We start from the raw sequence: 19,053 nt of genomic DNA on the forward strand, positions 1-19,053 counted from the left end.
CCGAGCTGCGCATACGCAGATTGACTCGCCTCGCCTGGGCGCAATCCGTGCGCATCATTGTCACGGCCTGACGTTTGCAACTAATCACTCTCTTTGCTCTGTGCCGCTAAGCGCGCTACGCGGTCCCTGTGTCGCTGGTCATAGAGGGATTTGATGCTGTCGTAGCGACGGTTTCGCTTGATCTCCTTCAATCCGTGATTAAATGCGCGAAGCCACTTGGTGGCGACCGTGTCATTGAAACTGTGAGCCACGATGTGCAGGTCAAGCAGATAGGCGAGGGAGTCGACGCTCGTGACGTCATCTTCGATACCCATGCGAGCGAGTGCCTCTTCCGCAGAATAGCGGTTCAGTGTGACATAGTCCACTTCGTAGGCGTCGAGCTTTCTGAAACAACCTTCAATGTCGTTGGCCTGAACGAAGACGTTGTCGTCATCGACCGGGATACCGCGCTCAGCGAGATCGAATGTCTGATAGCCTTCCGGCCTGCAGATTCTGCACTCGCGCAAGTCTGTATGATCCAGCTCCGATTCGGAGATCGCTTGGCGCAAACACTCACTCGCCTTGTCATGATCCTGGATCAGCGCTTGATCCAGGCGGTAGAATGCGATCGTCACCGAGGTGAGCGGGTCGCTGAACACGTATTCGCAGCGAATTCGCATGTTCCTCGGCAAGGCGTCGACGTCGGTGCAGTCGGGCTTGAACCAAGGGTATGTCATGTCGTACTTTCGCTTCTTTACCAACACGTTGAGCATGCCGGCCCAGTCATCGATGAAATCGATCTCAATGCTGAGGTCTTCTCCGGAATGAGCGAATGCGGCCTTGACGACTTCCGTCAACATCCCGCTTGGTGGACGGAAGGTTTCCGCACCGTCGGCGTCTGCGCTGGCTGATCCAAGCGCCGTAAATGGCCAATACTTCCAGGAGCTCACGATGTGAATTACTCGGGGGTAGCTGCGCTCCGAGTCGGCAGAGTCCGGCGGTGGGTCGGCCGGTGCGGCGGTCCGCGCCGGAGCGCGTTCTGCCGAGCACGGGGGTATGAACAGTTCCATGCCTGGGCGGATCAAGTCGGGGTCTTCGCCTATGATCGGACCGTTCGCGTGATGTTCGTAGATTTCTGTAAATCTATCGGCGCTTCCCAGCGTTTCCGCGGCAATGGCGCGCAGTGTGTCGTTTGTCTGCACCACATAGGTTTCGGGACAAGTTGCCGCCCGTGCCAAAGGCATTGCCGCACAGCACGAGCCGGCCAGCAGCACAATGTTGGCAAGCTTCCGCATGGTACCTCTCCTCACTGCAGGCCCTGTTTGTAAGCCTTGGGACACAAGCTTTGGTGATGCGCGCATAGGATCTCTTCGGCGCGTTGCTTGATAGACGATTCAGATGCGTGAAATTCTCGGATGAATCGCTCGATGCCTGGCTGTGGGTCTTCCGAACGCACCTCGGCCAGAAGTCTGCGTAAACGGGCGCGGGGCAGACCGAGTTGTCTGATTTGGTCGCGTGCGGCCTCCAGCGCTTCAGTGGCGCCAAGCGCCCCGGTTTCCTGGGCCGTTGCCAGGCCTGTCGCAGTCCCGGTCCTTTCTGTATCCACGGTAGAATTCGTGCCGGGCGCGTTCGCCTGCAAGCCCGGTTCGATCACCTTTTTGCTGTTGGTATTGCGCACGGGCGAAGGGACGCTCGGGGGTGTGAGTAATCCTACGGGTCCTCCAGGCGGTGACGACGAAATAAAGAAGAGAATGACTGCTACGAGCAGTGCGATGACGCCAGCTCCGATGAAAAGCCCGGCTCGCGGCCGGAAAAGCGAGGCCCAGCGGCCGGATGGGGGCTCGCTGGAGCGGCGCAGCAACGCGTGCACACTGTCCGAAAACGCTGCGGGCTCTTGTGCCGCCAGATCTGCTGCACTGGTGGCCGTGCGGCTGGACAGCCGTCCTTGTGGGTCTGAGTAAAGGAAGCGCTCGAGCTTGCTTCGGGTCTCTATGAGCGTGCGCTTGTTCTGCACGACCTGGGCGAGCGGCGTCCAGTCGCGCAACAAACTGCTGTGGGTCAGCCGCAGGGCGGGCGCGTCCAAGTGCGACCCGGATACCACTAGGCGTGCGAGTATGAGCTTGTCGAGGATTCGGGCGAGCTTCCCGTTCGCGAGCGAATCCGGCTTCGGTCGCCAATCTGCGACGACGCGGGTGCCGGCAATATCCGTACTGACGAGGTGAATGAGCACAGCCGGCAACAGTTCGCGCTCCGCGGGCGTGAGCTGCGTTGTCACGAAGTGCTCCGCGCTGGCGAGAATGACCCCGGGCAGGCCGTTCACCGCGAGCAGGTCGTCGAGCCGGAGAATGCCGTCGCCGGTGCGTACTGCGAACAGCTGAGAGAGCGTCAGCTGCAAAAAGGGCAGCGCGTAGGGCTCATGATCCAGGGCTTGCAGCAACTCCCTTTCCACACTCTGCCCGGTATCTTTCTGTTCCATGCTCAAGCCGGCGAGGGCAGCGGGCCGGCGCAGGATCTGCTCAAAATGATCGCGACCGGGCGGTGCAAGATTGAGGATTCCGTCGCTGAAGAGTGCTTCAAGATGGGGGTGAGCCTGGAGATCGGGGAGATGATCTGAGCGGATGGTCGCGAGGCACCAGATTCGGGGGTAAGTTTGCGTCTGGCGCAGGAAGAGGGCCAAGGCTTCCATCTGGTCCGGGGGCACTAGGCGAAATAAGACATCGATAGCATCAACGTAGATGAGCAGGTTTGTTCGGTCGGCATCAGCGCCCGGGTGCAAATCGCTCGCCGTTGCCAGCGCGTTATCGATTATCTCCGCGGCCTGCTTCGGTGCAGCGTGCATCAGATCGCGGAGCTGCGCATGCGTGCGTGCGTGCTCGTGCTCCATGATCTCCGGCAGACAGTCGTCACGGGTGAGTGACGCGGCCAGTGTCAAGAGGGGGGCCTGCGGGTCGGCGGAGACGTCAACATCGCACCAGCGGAATGCGGTGGCGTCGCCGGATGCATGCGACTGTGTGAGGGCCGGACGGACGGCAGCTTGAATGAGCGATGTCTTACCTATGCCGGAGGCTCCGGCCACGAGGAGGTTGGGCTGTCCGCTCAGGCTGCGCTGCTTGAGTCTATCGATGACGGTCTTGGCGTCGGCCCGGCGGCCAAAGAAGACGAGGGCATGCACGCATTCGTAGGGACGCGATCCAGGATACGGAGGCCCATGCTCCCTGGTGTCCCAAACGTCTCCGTCGGTCCGGGAGGCGCGAAAGCGGGGGCTGTCGGCGTTGAGGCGTTCACGGATGAGTTTGTGGAGGTCGTTCTGCAGTATGGTGCGAAATTGATCTTGCGTTGTGAAACTGCGGGATGCGGTCAGGTAACGACCCTCGGAGTCCACCACATAGTCTTCGTAGAAATGTTCGAGGCGTTGCAGCTGATCGATTGCCCGTTGCTTCAGTGGGCGTTCGGCGGGAACGCTCGTGGGTGCTTCCTTGCGGTACAATAAGAGCGCCGGAAACTTCCGTCCGTCGCGACGCGCTGCGCGTACCTGAAGAAACTCCCATTCGGTTCCGGTCAGGGGCTGACCATCCTCCCTGAGGAATCTAGGCTCGTCCGGCAGGTCTACCCCCAGACGGCTCCACAGGATCATGATGAAGATATCGCTGGCGGCCGGATTGGGGATGGCATCTGGGAAAGGGCCGCGATTGCCCAACAAAGGCTCAGTCTCCCAGAGATAGGGTTTGATCTCTGCGTAGTACGCGAAGCGATTGGCCAGGCGCGCGATCACGTCATTGGCGATCTCACGCTCTTGCTTCACGTCTCCGGGCGAGGAGACGAAAACGTCGTAGACCGGCTTGCTGCTCTCGTCCATTTGTCCTGACGCCGAGTGTCGGCGTGGCTCCCGTAGAATTCGTGGTACTCCAGTACGTCAGCTGCAATGCGCACGCGTCTGGGTCGCCGATGGCCAAGTCGCCAGATAGTCACTGTCAGGGCGTATTGTCGCGCTGTGGGACAAGTGTCACAAGCATCGACATAGTCAGCGCGACCGTTACACTGGATGGTGGTTGCGGCGGCTCTGGGTTAACGGCGATATGGCGAAGCGTGGAGCGTTGTCCGGTTGCGGGCCGCATCGCGCCGTGTGATGTCGCGCGATGTGCGAGCTGAAGCGTACGCACGGTTCGGTCGAGCTGCATCGGTTATCGGGCTGCGAGTGCGACGCGCGAGCACAGCAACCGCAGCACAGCAGCCATGGAGTAGGGCGCCAAGACCAGTCGAGCGGTCCGCCAGTGATCAGGTTGATCAACCCGCTGCTCCTCTCAGTCGAGGCCTCTGGCCCCCTTGAGCTTGGCCTTTTTCAGGCTCGCGCCCTTGAGCTTGGCCTTGCGCAGGTCGGCGTCGCTCAGGTCCGCGTCGCGGAGGTCGCAGCCGCGCAGGTCCGCCTGGCGCAGCCGGGCGCCCTGGAGCTTGGCGCCTTTGAGGTCGGACTTGCGCAGGTTGGCGCCGTTCAGGTGCGCGTCGCGCAGGTCGGCGTCGCGAAGCTTGAGGCCGCTCAGGTCCTTGTCGTCAAGGTCAACGCCGCTCTTGCCCTTCTTGCGGCGCTCCCTGACCCATTGGTTGAAGTCGTCGATGTCGCCCTCTTTCAGCAGCTCGACGGCCTTTTTCGTCGCCACAGGTGGGCCTCCTCAGCGCGTGTCGGCACGGGCGGCATGCCCGTGCGCCCCGCGGACATGACTTGCGTGGCCCGCGTGTCGCAAGCGTAGCAGACCCGCTGCGGTTGAAGGCTGCCGATGGTCAAGCTCGCGGGCGCCCTCTATGCTTGCGTGCAGTCGGGGATGCGCCGATTCGTCGGCGTTGGCCGTGGGAGGCAGGATCCCCGTCAAGCTCAGCGGCCCGGACGCCGCTGAGCATGCAGGCATCCGGAAATCGGGCGTTCAGGCTCTGTCCGGGCTTCGGCCATGATGGGCGATGCAGCGGTCTGTCGTGAGCGCTTACGCTGGGGGCAATCATGCATCCGATCCTGATCATCGTGCCTGTGCTGGGCGCGGTCTTCGGCCCCAGGCTGTGGGCGCGGGCGGAGCTGCGGCGCTTCGATGTGGCGGACGGCGCCTTTCTGCCCGCGGATCAGCTCGCCCGGCGCCTGCTCGACCGCCAGGGCCTCACGCTGGTGCGCGTGGAGGTGACGGACCTGGGCGATCACTACGACCCGCAGGCCAAGGCCGTGCGCTTGAGCCGCGCCCATCTGACCCGCTCCAGCCTCACCGCGGCCACCACGGCGGCGCACGAGGTGGGCCATGCCCTGCAGGACGCCGCTGGTCACTGGGCCTTCCGGCTGCATCACGCGCTGGCGCGGCTCGCCCAGGTCACCACCGGCGCGGGCGCCGTGCTGCTGCTGGCGGTGCCGGCAGCGGCCATCGCGGCGCAGACGCCGGCGCCGGCGCGGCTGTTGAGCCTGGCGGCGGCGGGCATGCTCGGCACCGGGCTTGCGGCACAGCTGGCGGCGCTGCCGTCGGAGCTGGATGCAAGCATGAACCGGGCGCTGCCGCTGCTGCGCGACTGCTGCCTGTCGGATGACCAGGTGCGCGACGCGCGGCGCATCCTGCTGGCCTGCTCGCTCACCTATCTCGCCTCCGCCGCCGTGCCGGCCCTGGCGCTTTGGCCGTTCGTCGGGCCGCGGCTCCTGCGCAGCGGGCTGCTGCCGCCGGTTTCTCTGGCCCCTCAGGTGCCGGTTCAGCGAGAGCGTGAGCACTGCCGGGCGGATGCGCCCAGCGCATCTGCCATCCTGCCTCAGCCGCCGGTGCGAGCGCCCTCGACGCCGCAGCCCGGGCCCGCGCAGCGCCCGGGCGTCTGGCGTGCTGCCCCCCGCAGGCAAGCCGGGCGGCCCGGCAGAGTCCTGGCGCCGCCCGGCCCGGCGCGGGCGCCTGATGGGGAGCACGGCGGCGGGCGGCAACGCCTGCGCGCACTGGCCCGTCCGCTGGTGCGGCGCTGGCTGCTGCTCACCGGGGACTATTGACTCGACCCGCGGGCTCGGTTCTCATGGCCCTTCGGTTGCGCGCCGTCATTGTTTCGTAACATTAGCGCCGCCGCGTGTCGCGCCCGGTGGCAGCGGCCGGGCGGCGCGCTGTCAACGACCGCGCTCGCAGCGATCCCACAAGAGGCGGCACAGACCGCCACCCGCGCTGCGCCGGCGCTCCCGTCGCCGCGGCGGCCCACCACCAGGAGGCGCCCATGAGTCAGCCCGTGCCCGCCGTACCCGCCACCCCCCGCGTGGTGCCTGTGCACACGAGCTGCCGCGAGCGGGTGCGGCTCGAGGTGCATGGTCTCTACCAGATGCCGTCGCTGAAGCGGCGTCTGGAAGCGGCTCTGGGCGGGACGGGTGGCATCGGCCAGGCATCGGCCAGCACCGTCACAGGGCGGCTGCTGGTGTGCTTTGCGGCGCCCATGACGCTGCCGCGGTTGGTGGCGCTGGTGGATGAGCTGCTTGGTGACCCGGCCGCAGCACAGCCGCGCCCGTGCCAGGTCGGGCAGCGCGACTATCCGCAGAGCCCGGCGCTCGCGGGCTTCACGGCGCTGCTGCGGGGCCTGGGGCGGCTCGTGGTGCGGCCCTTCGCGCAGCCGGCCCTGGGCGCACTCGCCGGTGCGGCGCCCGCGGCACAGCCGCGCGCGCTGGAGGCGCAGCCCATCCGGGCCTGGTTCGCCATGGCGCTGACGGACGTGGAGCAGGCGCTGGCCACCCCCGCGGACACCGGGCTCACCCTGGATGCGGTGGGCGAGCGCCTGCGCCGCTTCGGCCACAACGCGCTGACGGCGGCCGAGACGCGCTCGAACATCGCCATCTTCGTGAGCCAGTTCAACAGCCTGCCGGTGGGGCTGCTGGCGGTCTCCGCCGGCGTGGCCGTGGCCACCGGCGGCCTGCTGGATGCGGCGGTGATCCTGGGTGTGGTGATGATCAACGGCGTCATCGGCTTCGTCACCGAGCGCCAGGCCGAGCGCACCATCGAATCCCTGACTCAGACCGGCGCGCGCAGCGTCAAGGCCCTGCGCGGCGGCGAGACAGTCACCGTGCCGGTGGAGGATATCGTCCCCGGCGACGTGCTGCTGCTGGCACCGGGGGACTACATCGCCGCCGATATCCGGCTGCTGCGCGCGCATCGGCTGAGCGTGGACGAGTCCGCGCTGACGGGCGAGAGCCTGCCCGTGAGCAAGGATCCCGACTTCATCGCCAAGGACGACACGCCGCTCGGCGACCGCCTCAACATGGCCTACATGGGCACCCATGTGACGGGGGGCAACGGTCGGGGCATGGTAGTGGCCACGGCGGCAGCGACGGAGCTCGGCCAGATCCAGACCATGGTGGGCGAGGCGGAGTCGCCGGAGACGCCCATGCAGAAGCAGCTCGGGCGCATGGGCACGCAGCTGGCGCTGCTTTCGGGTGGCGTCTGCGCCGGCGTCTTCGGCGTTGGTGTGCTGCGGGGCTATGCGTGGCTGGAGATGCTGAAGGCGTCCGTCTCGCTCGCCGTCGCCGCGGTGCCCGAGGGTCTGCCGGCGGTGGCCACCACCACGCTCGCCATGGGCATCAACGACATGCGCCGGCGCAACGTTGCCGTGCGCCATCTGGATGCCGTGGAGACACTCGGCTCCGTGCAGGTGTTCTGCATGGACAAGACCGGCACGCTCACCATGAACCGCATGGCCGTGGTGGCCGTCTACGGCGGCGGCGAGCGCTTCAAGGTCGCCGCCCACAAGCTCACCGACGACGACGGCCATGCCGTGGACCCGCTTGAGCGCGAAGAGCTGGTGCGGCTGATGCAGGTGGTGTCGCTCTGCAGCGAGGCCGAGATCAAGGGCGTACCCGGCAAGTGGCAGTTCGAGGGCTCGCCCACCGAGAACGCGCTGGTGGAGCTGGCGGTAGAGGCAGGCATCGACGTGCCGGCGCTGCGCGCAGAGCGCCCGCGGCTCAAGACCCGCTACCGGGCCGAGGGCCGGCCGTACATGTCGAGCCTGCATCCGTATAAGGATGGCAAGCACCTGCTGGCGGTGAAGGGCAGCCCGGACGAGGTGCTGGCGCTTTGCACCACCATGCTGCGCGACGGCAAAAAGGTCCGGCTCACCAAGGCCATGCGCGCCGAGATCACGAACGAGAACCAGCGCATGGCGGGGCAGGCCCTGCGCGTGCTCGGCGCCGCCTACCGCGAGCTGGACGAGGGGCAAATGCCGGACAAGACCGGCCAGCTCTGCTGGCTCGGCCTCGCCGGCATGGCGGACCCCATGCGCCCGGGCATGGACCGGCTCATTGCCGAGTACCACCAGGCCGGCATCGAGACCATCATGATCACCGGCGACCAGAGTGCCACGGCCTATGCCATCGGCAAGGAGCTCGGGCTCTCGGGTGAGAAGCCGCTGCAGGTGCTGGAGTCCAACAAGCTGGAGGAGATGGACCCGGAGCTGCTCGCCGGCCTGGTGCGAAATGTGCACGTGTTCGCCCGCGTGAGCCCGGCGCACAAGCTCAAGATCGTCCGCGCGCTGCAGGAGGCCGGCATGGTGGTGGCCATGACGGGTGACGGCATCAACGACGGCCCCGCACTCAAGGCCGCCGACATCGGCGTGGCCATGGGCGAGAGCGGGACCAACGTCGCCCGCGAGGTCTCGGACGTCGTGCTGGAGGACGACAACCTGCACACCATGACCATCGCGGTGGCGCAGGGTCGGACCATCTACAACAATATCCGGAAAATGATCCACTTCATGGTCTCCACCAATCTCACGGAGATCGAAGTCATGCTCGCCGGCGTCATGCTCGGCTGGGGTGAGGCCATGAACCCCATGCAGCTGCTGTGGATCAACCTGGTGACGGACATCTTCCCGGGGCTGGCGCTGTCCATGGAGCCCGCGGAGCCGGACATCATGGACCGCCCGCCGCGGGACCCGGAGGAGGCCATCATCACCCGCGAGGACTTAAAGCGCATGACCTTCGAGTCCGGCATGATCGGCCTCGGTACGGCCGGCGCCTTCATTTACGGCATGCGCAGATACGGGCTCGGCCCGGCACCCAGCACGCTCGCCTTCAACACCCTGGTGATGAACGAGCTGACCCACGCGCTCAGCTCCCGCTCGCGCTACCGCAACGTCTTCGGCGGCGAGAAGCTCGCGCCCAACAAGCACCTCACCCGCGCCGTGCTGGGCATGGCGGCGCTGCAGGTGGTGGTGAGCGTCGTCCCCGGCGCCCGGCGCCTGCTCGGCACCGTGCCGCTCGGCTGGATGGACCTGGCCGCCATCGGTGCCGGTGTCATCCTGCCGCTGATCGTGAACGAGGCCACGAAGCCCCGGTACCGGGGGCCGGAGCATGCGGCGGTGTTGGAGATGGAGCCGGAGACCAAGCCGGCGTGAGGGGTGCCGGAGTGCAGCGTGCAGCGTGCAGCAGGGCCGTAGGGCCGTAGGGCCGTAGGGCGGATAAGCGAAGCGCATCCGCCACCGCGGCTGACAGGGGCGTCGGGCCGATCAGCGACGCGCATCCGCCGCCGCGGCCTGGTGATGACCGACGAATCGATCAACGCGCGATCCACCAACAGTCCGGAGCCCGCCCATGAGCGACGACTTCATTTTCACGTCCGAATCCGTCACCACCGGCCATCCGGACAAGCTCTGCGACCAGGTGAGCGACGCCATCGTCGATCACTTCCTGGGGCAGGACCCGAATGCCGGCATCATCGCCGAATGCGCCATGGCGAGCGGGGTGCTCTTCATCTCCGCGCACTACGCCTCCAAAGGCGGGCTCGCCATCCCGGACGTGGCGCGGGCGGTGATCCGCAGCGTCGGCTATCCGCGGGAGGTGTTCGACGCCGACGCCTGCACCATCATGACCAGCTTCATGGACCACACCGAGCGGGACTACCACCCGCTGGACCTGGACGCCCTGGATGACGAGGGCCTGGGTCGGGTGACCGCCAAAGACCAGGTGACGGTATTCGGCTACGCCTGTGACCAGACCGACAGCCTGATGCCGCTGCCCATCGCCATCGCCCATGCCCTGGCGCGGCGCCTGGACGACCCGGCCTTGGAGGCGGACCTGCCCTATCTGCTGCCCGATGCGAAGGTGCAGGTGGGCGTGGAGTACCGCAACGGGCGCTCACTGCGCATCCACAGTGTGGCGCTGGAGACCAGCCAGCGGGAGGACGCGGGGCCCGGTGCGGACCGGCTGCAGTCGGACCTGATCCACGGCGTCATTACACCGGTACTCGCCGAGCAGCCGGTGGCCCCGGACGGCGACACGCACTACTTCATCAACCCCGAGGGACCCGTCATCGGCGGCGGTCCGGCGGTACACTCCGGACTCACCGGCCGCAAGACGGGCATCGACACCTATGGCGAGTACGCCCGCCACAGCGGCGCCGCGCTGAGCGGCAAGGACCCCATGCGTATCGACCGCGTCGGCGCCTACGCCGCCCGCTATGCCGCCAAGAACGCCGTCGCCGCGGGTCTTGCCGGCGAATGCGAGGTGCAGTTGAGCTACAGCATCGGCTCCGCGGGCCCCGTGAGCCTGCGCGTGCGCACCTTCGGCACCGGGCGCATCGACGACGCCGAGATCGCCCAGCGCCTGCAGCAGCACTTCGACTTCCGCATCGGCGCCATCGTCCGGGACCTGCGCCTGCGCCACCTGCCCGCCGAGCACCCGGAGGGCTTCTATCGCAGGCTCGCCGCCTATGGGCACATGGGCCGGGCGGATCTGGACGTGCCCTGGGAGCGCACCGACCGGGCGCCGGCGCTGGGCTGATCGCCTGCTGATCGCCCGCTCATTGTCCGCCGGCCGCCCACGGCTTGGCGTCCGGCTCAGCCGCCCAGGATGTAGCCCAGGTCCAGCTCGACGTCCTCGAAGGGCGGGACATGCATGCCCTTGCCGGCGACTGCCCCGTCTTCGTCGCCGCTCAGCGTGACCGTCATCGCCACCCGGTAGGTGTCACCGTCGAGCTGGTGCACGATCAGCGTGCGGTCCTCGGGCCAGATGAGCCAGTAGTAGGGGACATGGTGGCGTTGCAGCAGCAGGAACAGCGTCAGCGTGTCCTTGCGCTCGTGGCCGGCGGAGACGATCTCGCAAACCCAGTCCGGCGTCAGCTCCACGACGCCGCGCGGGCGCTGCGGCATGCGCTCCTTGCGCCAGCCGGCTAGATCATGGCTCGGGCACTGGTGCTGCTCGTAGGCGACGCTCACCTCGGTGATGATCCACCAGCCGCCGGGGCCCGAGCGACGCGGCAGATCGCCGAGCTCGGTCGCTGTGGTGACCTGCACCATGCCATGGTCCGCCCGCGCCATCGGCCGGCGCACGATCTCGCCGTCGATGAGCTCCACCCGCTCCTCCGGGCTGATCAGCAGATCGTCGATGGTCTTCAGCTTGTAGGCTTCCATGGACTTTACCGGTTCAGAGGCTGCGGAGTGCATGCCAGTCTAGCGCGGCTCCCGGCCGGTCGTCGTGAGCGTCTTTCCAGCCGTGTCTCGGGGACAGGGCATCGTGCCGGCAGGCCACCGCTGCCGGCGGCACCGGTGGTGAGAAAATCGCGCCTCGTTATCAGCCGCTGACGGGGCATCCGCCGAAACCCTAGGTGCACGAAGAGAAGCGTGCGCACCAGCCCCCGACCATGTGCACACTGTGACGAGCCCAATACCCTGAGGACCGACCCCATGGCCCGCTTCGAACCCTGCCACGGTAAGGACGCCTGCCGAGACGACGGCGAGCGCTGTCTGACCTGCGGCCGCCAAGTCACCGAGATCGCCCGCCTGCGCCAGGGCATCGACGCGCTGGCCGGCCTCGCCGTCGACTACCGCTACGACAACACCGAGGAATTCGCCAACTACGTCGCCCGCAAGCTGTTCAAGACCATCAACCACCGGCGGGAGCAGACGCAATGACCGCACCGCTCATCGACCCCGCCGAGCCCCGCTTCCGGCTCGGCCTGGAGGAGATGGACCGTACGCACCTGGAGCTCATCGACCTGGTGAATCGGCTCGCCGCTGTCGATGACGCCGGCTTCCCGGCGCTGTTCGATGCACTGCTCGCGCACACCGAAGCGCACTTCGCTCAAGAGGAGCAGTGGATGACCGCAAGCGCCTTCCCGGCCCTGCACGAGCACCGCGGCGAGCACCGGCGCGTGCTGGCGGACCTGCGCAACCTGGGTCAGCGTGCCGCGAGCGGCCGGCCGGCCCTGGCCCGCGCCTATGTCCGCGAGCAGCTGCCGCACTGGTTCGCGCTGCATGCGGCGACCATGGACAGCGCGCTGGCGGGGCATTTGAAGGCGGGTGCCAGGGGATGAGTTGAGCGGGCGCCGCTGGTGCTTCTCTCGATCCCACCGCTCCACCTCTCCTGACACCAACAGCTAACCTCTTCCACCGACCGCGAACCGCTCGAAGTCCACGAGCGTGCGCGCCTCGTTGATCTCGTCATGCGGAATCAGCAGGTAGCGCCAAGGCTTGCCACCGTGCTCCCGGGCGTAGTCGCTGGCATGGCCGCACCACTTGCCGGCCGCGTCGGCCTTGGCCTGGACCTCCGCGTCCTTCAGCGCCTCGCGCGCCTTGGTCTCCACCTGGTAGATCACCTGCGGCGCCTCGGCGACGAAGTCCGGCACGTACTCGGGCTGTTCTGCGCCCAGCTTGTACCAGATCTGGAACTGCCCCTTCACCGGGCGAAACCACTTCTCGGCGTCCCGCTCCAGAATCACCGCGAAGCGCCGCTCGCTGTCCGAGTCGAACTTCTGGAGCGGGTAGAGGCATTTGCTGAAGCCGTTGAACAGCATCTTCCTGATGCCCGACTTATCCGCCAGCGTTTCACGGTAATGGCGTACCGGCTGTTTGCCTGTCGCCGTGTAGTTGCCCGGCTTCAGCTGGGTGAAGCCACGGCTCACCTGGACCTCATAACCGGCCGCTTTCTCCCAGAAGTGCTCCATCATCTGCACGTGAATGGCCTCGGCGATGAGCCGGCGGTCGCGGTCGAGCACTGCGCGGGCCTCGTCCTCGGACAGATAGCCCAGCAGGTGCCGTACCATCTGCTCGCCGAGATCGTAGAGCAGCTCGGCGTGGGCTTCGTAGTCGATGTCGTCGTAGTCGAGCAGGCCGAAGACCACGTAGTCCTCCAGCCGCCGCTCCGTGATGCCCGCCTCCGAGGCAAGCGTGTGCCGGTCGTTGCTTTGCAGGTGATGAATCATCAGCTCGCGGTCCGCGGGCTGTAGGCTAAGCCCACTCAGATCCAGCTTGAACGGGCGGAAGCCCACGGTGACCTCGCCCGTCGGTACGACCGCGATGCGCGGGATGTCGATCATGCCGCGTGCAACGGTCTCCGTCGTCTTCGCGACCACCGCGTCCAGATCGAGCCCGTGATCCGGCAACAGCTCACCCTGCTGCGGTGTGAGCCGCGCGCGCACCTGCTCGGTGATCGTCTGCTGCACATCTGGCTTGGTCAGGGCCGCGCTGTTGGGCACCGCGTCGCTGCGGCGCTCCAGCTCGCCGATCACCTCCATCACTGCACGCGCCGCCTGCCTTTCGCGGTCAGTGCTGAACGCCGGTGTCTTCAGCGACTCCGTTTCCATGGCATAGTGCTGACCGTCGCCACCCGTGACCTTCGCCTCGCTCAAACCGAGCGCCGCCTCGGCATTGGAGCTCACCTGCACGCTGATGGTCGGTTCGGTCTCGGACGGTGCGTCCAGCACCACCTGTTTCAGCCGGATCGGCGAGTCACTGCGGTTGGCCTCGTCGATGATCTCCTGGAAGCGGTCATGGGCGACGATGTTCAGCCGGTCCACGGCCGGCACGCCGGTGCGCCGCCCGAACGGCAGCCGCAGCCCGCGGCCGATGGACTGCTCGATCAGCGTGCGGGCGTTGGCCGCCCGCAGCGGCACGATGGTGTAGAGGTTGGTCACGTCCCAGCCCTCCTTGAGCATGTTGACGTGGATGACGATCTCGGTGGGCTCCGCCGCGCTCTCCACGGCCAGCAGCCGCTCCACCATCTGCTCTTCCTCCTTGCCGGTCTTGCTGCTGTCCACCTGGATGACCTTGTCCTTGTAGCGCCCCTCGAAGAAGGCATCGGACTCGATCAGCGCGCGCAGCTGCGCGGCATGGGTCGTGTCGCGGGCGATGACCAGCACGAAGGGCTTGACCTGCCGCGCCCCCAGGCGCCGGGCATGGGTCAGCAACTCCACCTTGGTCGCCTCGTGCAGCCGGATGCCGTCCTCCAGCTTGATCTTCTCGATCTCTTCCGGCGTGTGCCGCTTCGGGTCGAAGTCCCGCTGCGTCACGACGGCCGGCTCCTTCACGAAGCCGTCTTCGATGGCCCGCGCCAGCGGATAGTCCATGACCACGTTCTTGAACGGCACCGGCCCGCGGCTCGACTCCGTGAACGGCGTCGCCGTCAGCTCCAGCCCGAACAGGGGCTTCAGCTCGTTGATGGCGCGTACCCCGGCGCTGGCGCGGTAGCGGTGCGACTCGTCCATCAGCAGCACCAGGTCGGGCAGCTCGGCCAGGTAGTTGAAATAGCTGTCGCCCAGATACTCGGACAGGCGCTTGATCCGCGGGCTCTTGCCGCCGCGCACCTCCGAGTTGATCTTGGAGATGTTGAAGATGTTCACCGTCACCGGCGACAGGATGCTCAAATTCCCGGCGCGCTGCTCGTAGTTGTCGCCGGTGATGATCTCCGGCGGATAGGCGGCGAATTCCGCAATGCCGGTGAAGACATACTTGGGCGTATTCGGCGTGAAGTCGGCGATGAGCTTGTTGTAGATGGTCAGATTCGGCGCCAGCACGAAGAAGTGCCTGAAGCCGTGCGCCAGGTGCAGATAGCCGATGAAGGCGCCCATCAGGCGGGTCTTGCCGACGCCGGTGGCCAGCGCGAAACAGAGCGACGGAAAGTCCCGTTCGAAGGCTTCGAGGGTCGGAAAATCCGCCTTCAGCGTCGCAAGCACCGCGTCCAGGTCACGCTCGTGCTCCAGCATGGCCGGCGCCGCGTCAAGGGCCTGCGCAAGCCGCTGGAGCGATTCCCGCTGCGGCGGGCGCAGCGACAGACGGCCGTTGATGGCGTTGAAGATGCGCGTGTTCATGCGTCAGTGCCCTTCTTGTTCTCGAATTTCTCCGCGCGAGGCGGCACTGGCATTGCGTCGATGGCCAGCCCCGGTGCCATGTTTCCCGAGGCTTCGTACACCGGCCCTCGCCGCCAGCGTACCCGATGGAAGATCATGACGACTCGGGCTCGGTGGGCCGATCCATCACCGCTGGGGCATCAGTCTTGCCGGTGGTATCCGTCGATCCCTTCTCGGCAACCGACGGATCGATGTAGCGAATCTGCCCCTCGCGCCAGACCACCAGCCGGGTGTTCGTCATCACGGCTTGTCGGCGCGCTTGTTCGGCGGCGCGCTTCATGGCGGCCACCGACGCGGACAGAAGCGGGTCGCGTGCTTCGGAAATATCTCTGGTGTTCAATGGCTTTCACCCCAATCGACGACGCGTGGCGGGGTGTCGCTGCTGTCCAGCAATACCCACTCGTCGGCCATCGGCCGATAGATCTGCGTAAAGTTGTGCCAGCCCGACGCGAACCGACGGCGCACGATTGCGTCCGGCACAGCATGACCGCCTTGTCGGACGCGCTCCGCGACCCGGGCGATGGCCATGTCCGGGCTCGGCAGGCTCAAGAAATAGATCGACAATCGGTACCCCGCCGCCTTCAGGGCCTGAAAGCGGCGCACATACCCGCGGCCGGACAAGGTGCTCTCCAGTGTGAAGCTCTCCCGCCTCGCCGCATAATCGTCCATCGCATCGAGCATCAGGCGGGCCGCCTTCACCGCGGCCCGCTCCGGTGAGAACGGCGACAGTCCGGCCGCAATCAAGTCCGCGTTGATGTATGCCAGGCACTGTGCCTCGTTCGGCAGCAGCTCCCGAGCGAAGGTGGTCTTGCCGGCCCCGTTGGGTCCGGCGATGACCAGAACCCGAGGCGGTGTCACGGCTCTTTCTCATCGAACAGCGAGCCCTGCTTTGGCTGATCCGGCGCCGGTTCTTCGTCCCGCTCCGCCATCGGCAGGTTCTGCACGTTCAGGCTGTAGTCGTCGCGACCCCACTCGCAGCGGGCCAGCACCACGCGCGGGATCTTCTTCAGCGTCAGGTTCGGCCACCGCTCGGCGGCGGCCTCGGCGCTGACGCCGCGGAAGGCGCTGCACAGCACCAGCAGCGAGCGGCCCTCGCCTACTTCGTCAGACAGCGCCTGCAACTGCCCGGCGGACAGGTTCTGCGTGGTCACCCAGATGAAGTCCCGCTCCGTCGAATGCCCATGCTGCCACCACAGCGTCTCCGACGGCGCATAGGTGAAGCCCTCCAGCTTGCACAGGGCCTCGGCCAGCATCGCCGCGTTGTACGCCCGGTTGATGACCCAGTTGCCCCAGCGGTCCTTCTCCAGCAGCGACGGCGCCAGCCGGTAGTAGCGGAAGCCGCCGCCGCCCTTCCAGCCGACCGCCTCGGTGACGCCGCCGGGGTCGTCGCCGTCGATGACCTTCTTCAGGCGCGGGATGATGTGGGTGTGGCAATGCTCGCCCAGCTCCACCATGATCCAGCGGCGGCCCATCTTGTGCGCGACGGCGCCGGTGGTGCCGGAGCCGGCGAAGGAGTCGAGGACGAGGTCGCCGGGGTTCGTTGCCACCAGGAGCACCCGTTGCAAGAGTCGCTCGGGCTTTGGAGTGTCGAAAGAGGCATCGCCTGGGAAAAGCGCTCGCATTTCGTTCTTCGATGTACGGTTGCTGCCCGCATCGTGCTTTGACCAGATAGTCCGCGGGACAAGCTTCCCTACTTCAGCGAGATATCGCTTTATGCTCGGTCTCGCATTACCAGTAGGCCCCCACCAAATGCGTCCTTCCTTGTCTAAACGCCAAAAGTTCTCTTCAGAGACGCGCCAGAACCTGCCTGGCGGTGGGGAAAAGGTTCGACCTGTAGGACCTACAACTTTATACAAACCTTTAGAGTAAGGCTTATTCGCATATGGGTCGCCAGGCAACCACGGCCCTTTCGGGTCGTTGTCGGGATTCTTGTAAATCGCGTTAGCTTCTTCAGTTCGCGCAAGTCGAAAGGGCTGCCAATCCGGCGTCTTGGAAAAGACTAGGACGTAGTCGTGGTCCGTGGAAAACTGCCGTGCAGAGTTTCTTGGAGAGTCGGCTTTTTCCCACACCAAGGTCGAGACATAGCAATCACGACCGAAAATCTCATCGCCCACAACCTTCAGGTAATGTGCTTCGTTATCGTCGATGGTAATCCACAGAGATCCATCCTCCGACAGCAACCGCCGAATGATCTCCAGCCGATCCCGCATCAGCGACAGCCAGATGCTGTGCTCCAGCCCGTCGTCGTAATGCGTGAAGGCGCTGCCGGTGTTGTAGGGCGGATCGATGAAGCAGCACTTGACCTTGCCGGTGTACTCCTGCTCCAGCGCCTTCAGCGCCAGCAGGTTGTCGCCGAAGATCAGCCGGTTGTCGAACAGGTCGCCCTCGCTGACCCGCCGCTCGGCGTGATAGGACCGGGCCGGGTCCTCCAGCAGGATGCGTGGCTCAAGCGCGGGCCGCTTGTCCTTGCCGATCCAGGTCAGCTCAAGTTTCTGTTTCTTGCTCATCGGCACGCGCCACCCTCTCGCTCCCACGCTCCAGCGTGGGAGCCAGTGCCGACGCTCCAGCGTCGCGTGTCACGCTGCGACCTGAGCGCACGGGCCGCTGGAGCGGCCGGGACCGCATTCCCACGCCGGAGCGTGGGAACGAGCGTGATTGATCGCTTGGCGAATAAGGTCATCATGCTCGGGTCAACCATCAAACGACACACAGAGAGCGGAGTGTGATCATTACTCATGAACCAGCCCCTTGCAGAATCCGTTGCTCGATACCGGGGAAGTTCTTTGGCTTGATGCCAAGAAGCTCGGATGCCTGCTCGATAGTCAGGCGTTGACCGTAGTGCTGCGTGATGACCGCCTGGGCGAACCGCTGACTGAGATAGACGTTCTGCGAGGCGTACCAGTCGCCGCCATTACCTGCCTTTTGCTGCCCTGCCCATGCTCTCGCCTTTTCGTCGTAAAGAGTCCGTGGAACGCGCCCCTGATCCAGCAGCTTACGAAAGACGGCTTCCCGGCTCACCCCATAGCGGGCTGCCAGGCGTGCATACTGTTCTTCGGTAATGTCTTCCCCTCGCCGGGGCAATGCGGCGGACTGCTGCGCAAAGTCCTGCTCCGGTATCAGGACTGCTGCTGCAATGGCGTGGCAGAAGCGCTCGATGGCCTGGGCTTTGCCGGTCAACTGATCGATATAGCCCAGATCGAGCTTGCCGATGCCGTTGACATGCAACAGCAGGTGCGCAAGCTCGTGCAGCAGGCTGAACGTCTGGCGGGTCTTGGTGGTGCTGTTGTTGAGGTAGATCAGAGGAAATTGCGCGTCGGTGAGACAGAAGCCGGAAATCTCTTTTTGCTTGAAGGCATTCTTGAATACAAATACGCCCACGTCTTCGATACGGGCTCGCCATGCCTTCAATGCGGCCTCGTCACTGGACCAGTCGGACTGTGTTGCCATGTCGATGCCGAGTATGTTGCGGATCTGCATCGCCTGACTCAGGATACCGGCAGCTCGGGACAAAGACATGTTTTCCCAGATTCGGCGCGTCGCTGGATTGCCAGCGGCAAAGACCTCTTTCAGCGCGAGCTGATAGGCATGCGCTCGGCGAATGTGAAGGTGAGTATCACGCGAGAGGGTGTCCAGGTCGGCATCGGGAAGGGTGCGGAACTCGCGCTGGGGGTCAGCTTCTCTGGGCGGCGACGGCAGGAAGAAGACGGCGAGCGGGCGCTTGTAGAGGGTGTAGGCCAGCCTTTCCAGCTGCGCATAGGTCGGCGCAGCGTCTCCGGACTCCCAGCGCTCGATCTCTGCCGCCGGGCGCTTCAGGCGATTGGCCACGTCCGGAACAGACATACCCAGGCTCTCCCGCGCCCACCCCAGGACAGATGGTTGGACGGCGACGGCTTCTTGTCTAGGTAACTATTCAAAAATAAAGTATACGTCTTGTCACGCGAATCCATCCGCATCGACGACATAGTTCCAGTCGCCCAGG

14 protein-coding genes are annotated in these 19,053 nt (G+C 65.7%); 5 read left to right on the top strand and 9 right to left on the bottom strand.

All coding sequences use genetic code 11. The features are described 5' to 3' along the window. Positions 1–80: 80 nt before the first annotated feature. The 3 genes from QZ607_RS16935 to QZ607_RS16945 form a co-directional block, all read right to left on the bottom strand. The gene (locus QZ607_RS16935) at positions 81–1,274 is read right to left on the bottom strand and encodes a hypothetical protein (RefSeq protein WP_295884983.1); all 1,194 of its coding nucleotides are present in this window, start codon (positions 1,272–1,274) and stop codon (positions 81–83) included. Positions 1,275–1,285: 11 nt separating this feature from the next. Continuing rightward, positions 1,286–3,835: an ATP-binding protein gene (locus QZ607_RS16940; protein WP_295884985.1), complete on the bottom strand. Its 2,550-nt coding sequence runs from the start codon at positions 3,833–3,835 to the stop codon at positions 1,286–1,288. 445 nt (positions 3,836–4,280) lie between these two features. Beyond that, positions 4,281–4,634 (bottom strand): pentapeptide repeat-containing protein, encoded by a 354-nt coding sequence (locus QZ607_RS16945; protein ID WP_295884988.1) that lies wholly within the window; start codon positions 4,632–4,634, stop codon positions 4,281–4,283. Positions 4,635–4,969: 335 nt separating this feature from the next. Between QZ607_RS16945 and QZ607_RS16950 the strand changes: the two genes are divergently transcribed. From QZ607_RS16950 to metK, 3 genes are all read left to right on the top strand, one after another. After that, positions 4,970–5,974: a zinc metallopeptidase gene (locus tag QZ607_RS16950; protein ID WP_295884991.1), complete on the top strand. Its 1,005-nt coding sequence runs from the start codon at positions 4,970–4,972 to the stop codon at positions 5,972–5,974. A gap of 215 nt (positions 5,975–6,189) precedes the next feature. Continuing rightward, complete coding sequence (locus QZ607_RS16955; protein ID WP_295884993.1) at positions 6,190–9,348, top strand: HAD-IC family P-type ATPase; 3,159 nt, start codon at positions 6,190–6,192, stop codon at positions 9,346–9,348. Positions 9,349–9,544: 196 nt separating this feature from the next. Further along, a complete protein-coding gene (gene metK / locus QZ607_RS16960; protein WP_295884995.1) occupies positions 9,545–10,732 on the top strand; it encodes a methionine adenosyltransferase in 1,188 nt (395 codons plus the stop codon). Positions 10,733–10,788: 56 nt separating this feature from the next. Here metK and QZ607_RS16965 read toward each other — a convergent pair whose 3' ends face one another. After that, positions 10,789–11,361 (bottom strand): Uma2 family endonuclease, encoded by a 573-nt coding sequence (locus QZ607_RS16965; RefSeq protein ID WP_295884998.1) that lies wholly within the window; start codon positions 11,359–11,361, stop codon positions 10,789–10,791. A gap of 273 nt (positions 11,362–11,634) precedes the next feature. Between QZ607_RS16965 and QZ607_RS16970 the strand changes: the two genes are divergently transcribed. Both QZ607_RS16970 and QZ607_RS16975 read left to right on the top strand, forming a co-directional pair. Beyond that, positions 11,635–11,862 carry a hypothetical protein gene (locus QZ607_RS16970; protein ID WP_295885001.1) on the top strand — a complete coding sequence of 76 codons (228 nt, stop codon included), beginning with the start codon at positions 11,635–11,637 and terminating at the stop codon, positions 11,860–11,862. Beyond that, entirely contained in the window at positions 11,859–12,263 is a 405-nt protein-coding gene (locus QZ607_RS16975; protein ID WP_295885005.1) for a hemerythrin domain-containing protein, read from the top strand. Before QZ607_RS16970 ends, QZ607_RS16975 begins: the two co-directional genes overlap by 4 nt. Before the next feature lie 63 nt (positions 12,264–12,326). Here QZ607_RS16975 and QZ607_RS16980 read toward each other — a convergent pair whose 3' ends face one another. The 5 genes from QZ607_RS16980 to QZ607_RS17000 all read right to left on the bottom strand — a co-directional run bounded on the left by QZ607_RS16980 (position 12,327) and on the right by QZ607_RS17000 (position 18,914). Beyond that, positions 12,327–15,035, bottom strand: a complete 2,709-nt coding sequence (locus QZ607_RS16980; RefSeq protein ID WP_295885008.1) for a DEAD/DEAH box helicase family protein — start codon at positions 15,033–15,035, stop codon at positions 12,327–12,329. Between the two features lie 133 nt (positions 15,036–15,168). Continuing rightward, positions 15,169–15,414 carry a hypothetical protein gene (locus QZ607_RS16985; RefSeq protein ID WP_295885011.1) on the bottom strand — a complete coding sequence of 82 codons (246 nt, stop codon included), beginning with the start codon at positions 15,412–15,414 and terminating at the stop codon, positions 15,169–15,171. Next, positions 15,411–15,932, bottom strand: coding sequence for an AAA family ATPase (locus tag QZ607_RS16990; protein WP_295885015.1), 522 nt, complete (start codon positions 15,930–15,932; stop codon positions 15,411–15,413). The genes QZ607_RS16985 and QZ607_RS16990 overlap by 4 nt, the downstream gene beginning before the upstream one ends. Then, a complete protein-coding gene (locus QZ607_RS16995) occupies positions 15,929–17,581 on the bottom strand; it encodes a site-specific DNA-methyltransferase (protein WP_295885017.1) in 1,653 nt (550 codons plus the stop codon). Before QZ607_RS16995 ends, QZ607_RS16990 begins: the two co-directional genes overlap by 4 nt. A 226-nt stretch (positions 17,582–17,807) precedes the next feature. Beyond that, positions 17,808–18,914 (bottom strand): ImmA/IrrE family metallo-endopeptidase, encoded by a 1,107-nt coding sequence (locus QZ607_RS17000; RefSeq protein ID WP_295885019.1) that lies wholly within the window; start codon positions 18,912–18,914, stop codon positions 17,808–17,810. Positions 18,915–19,053: the final 139 nt, after the last annotated feature.

This window comes from uncultured Thiohalocapsa sp., assembly GCF_913063425.1.
GTDB lineage: Bacteria > Pseudomonadota > Gammaproteobacteria > Chromatiales > Chromatiaceae > Thiohalocapsa.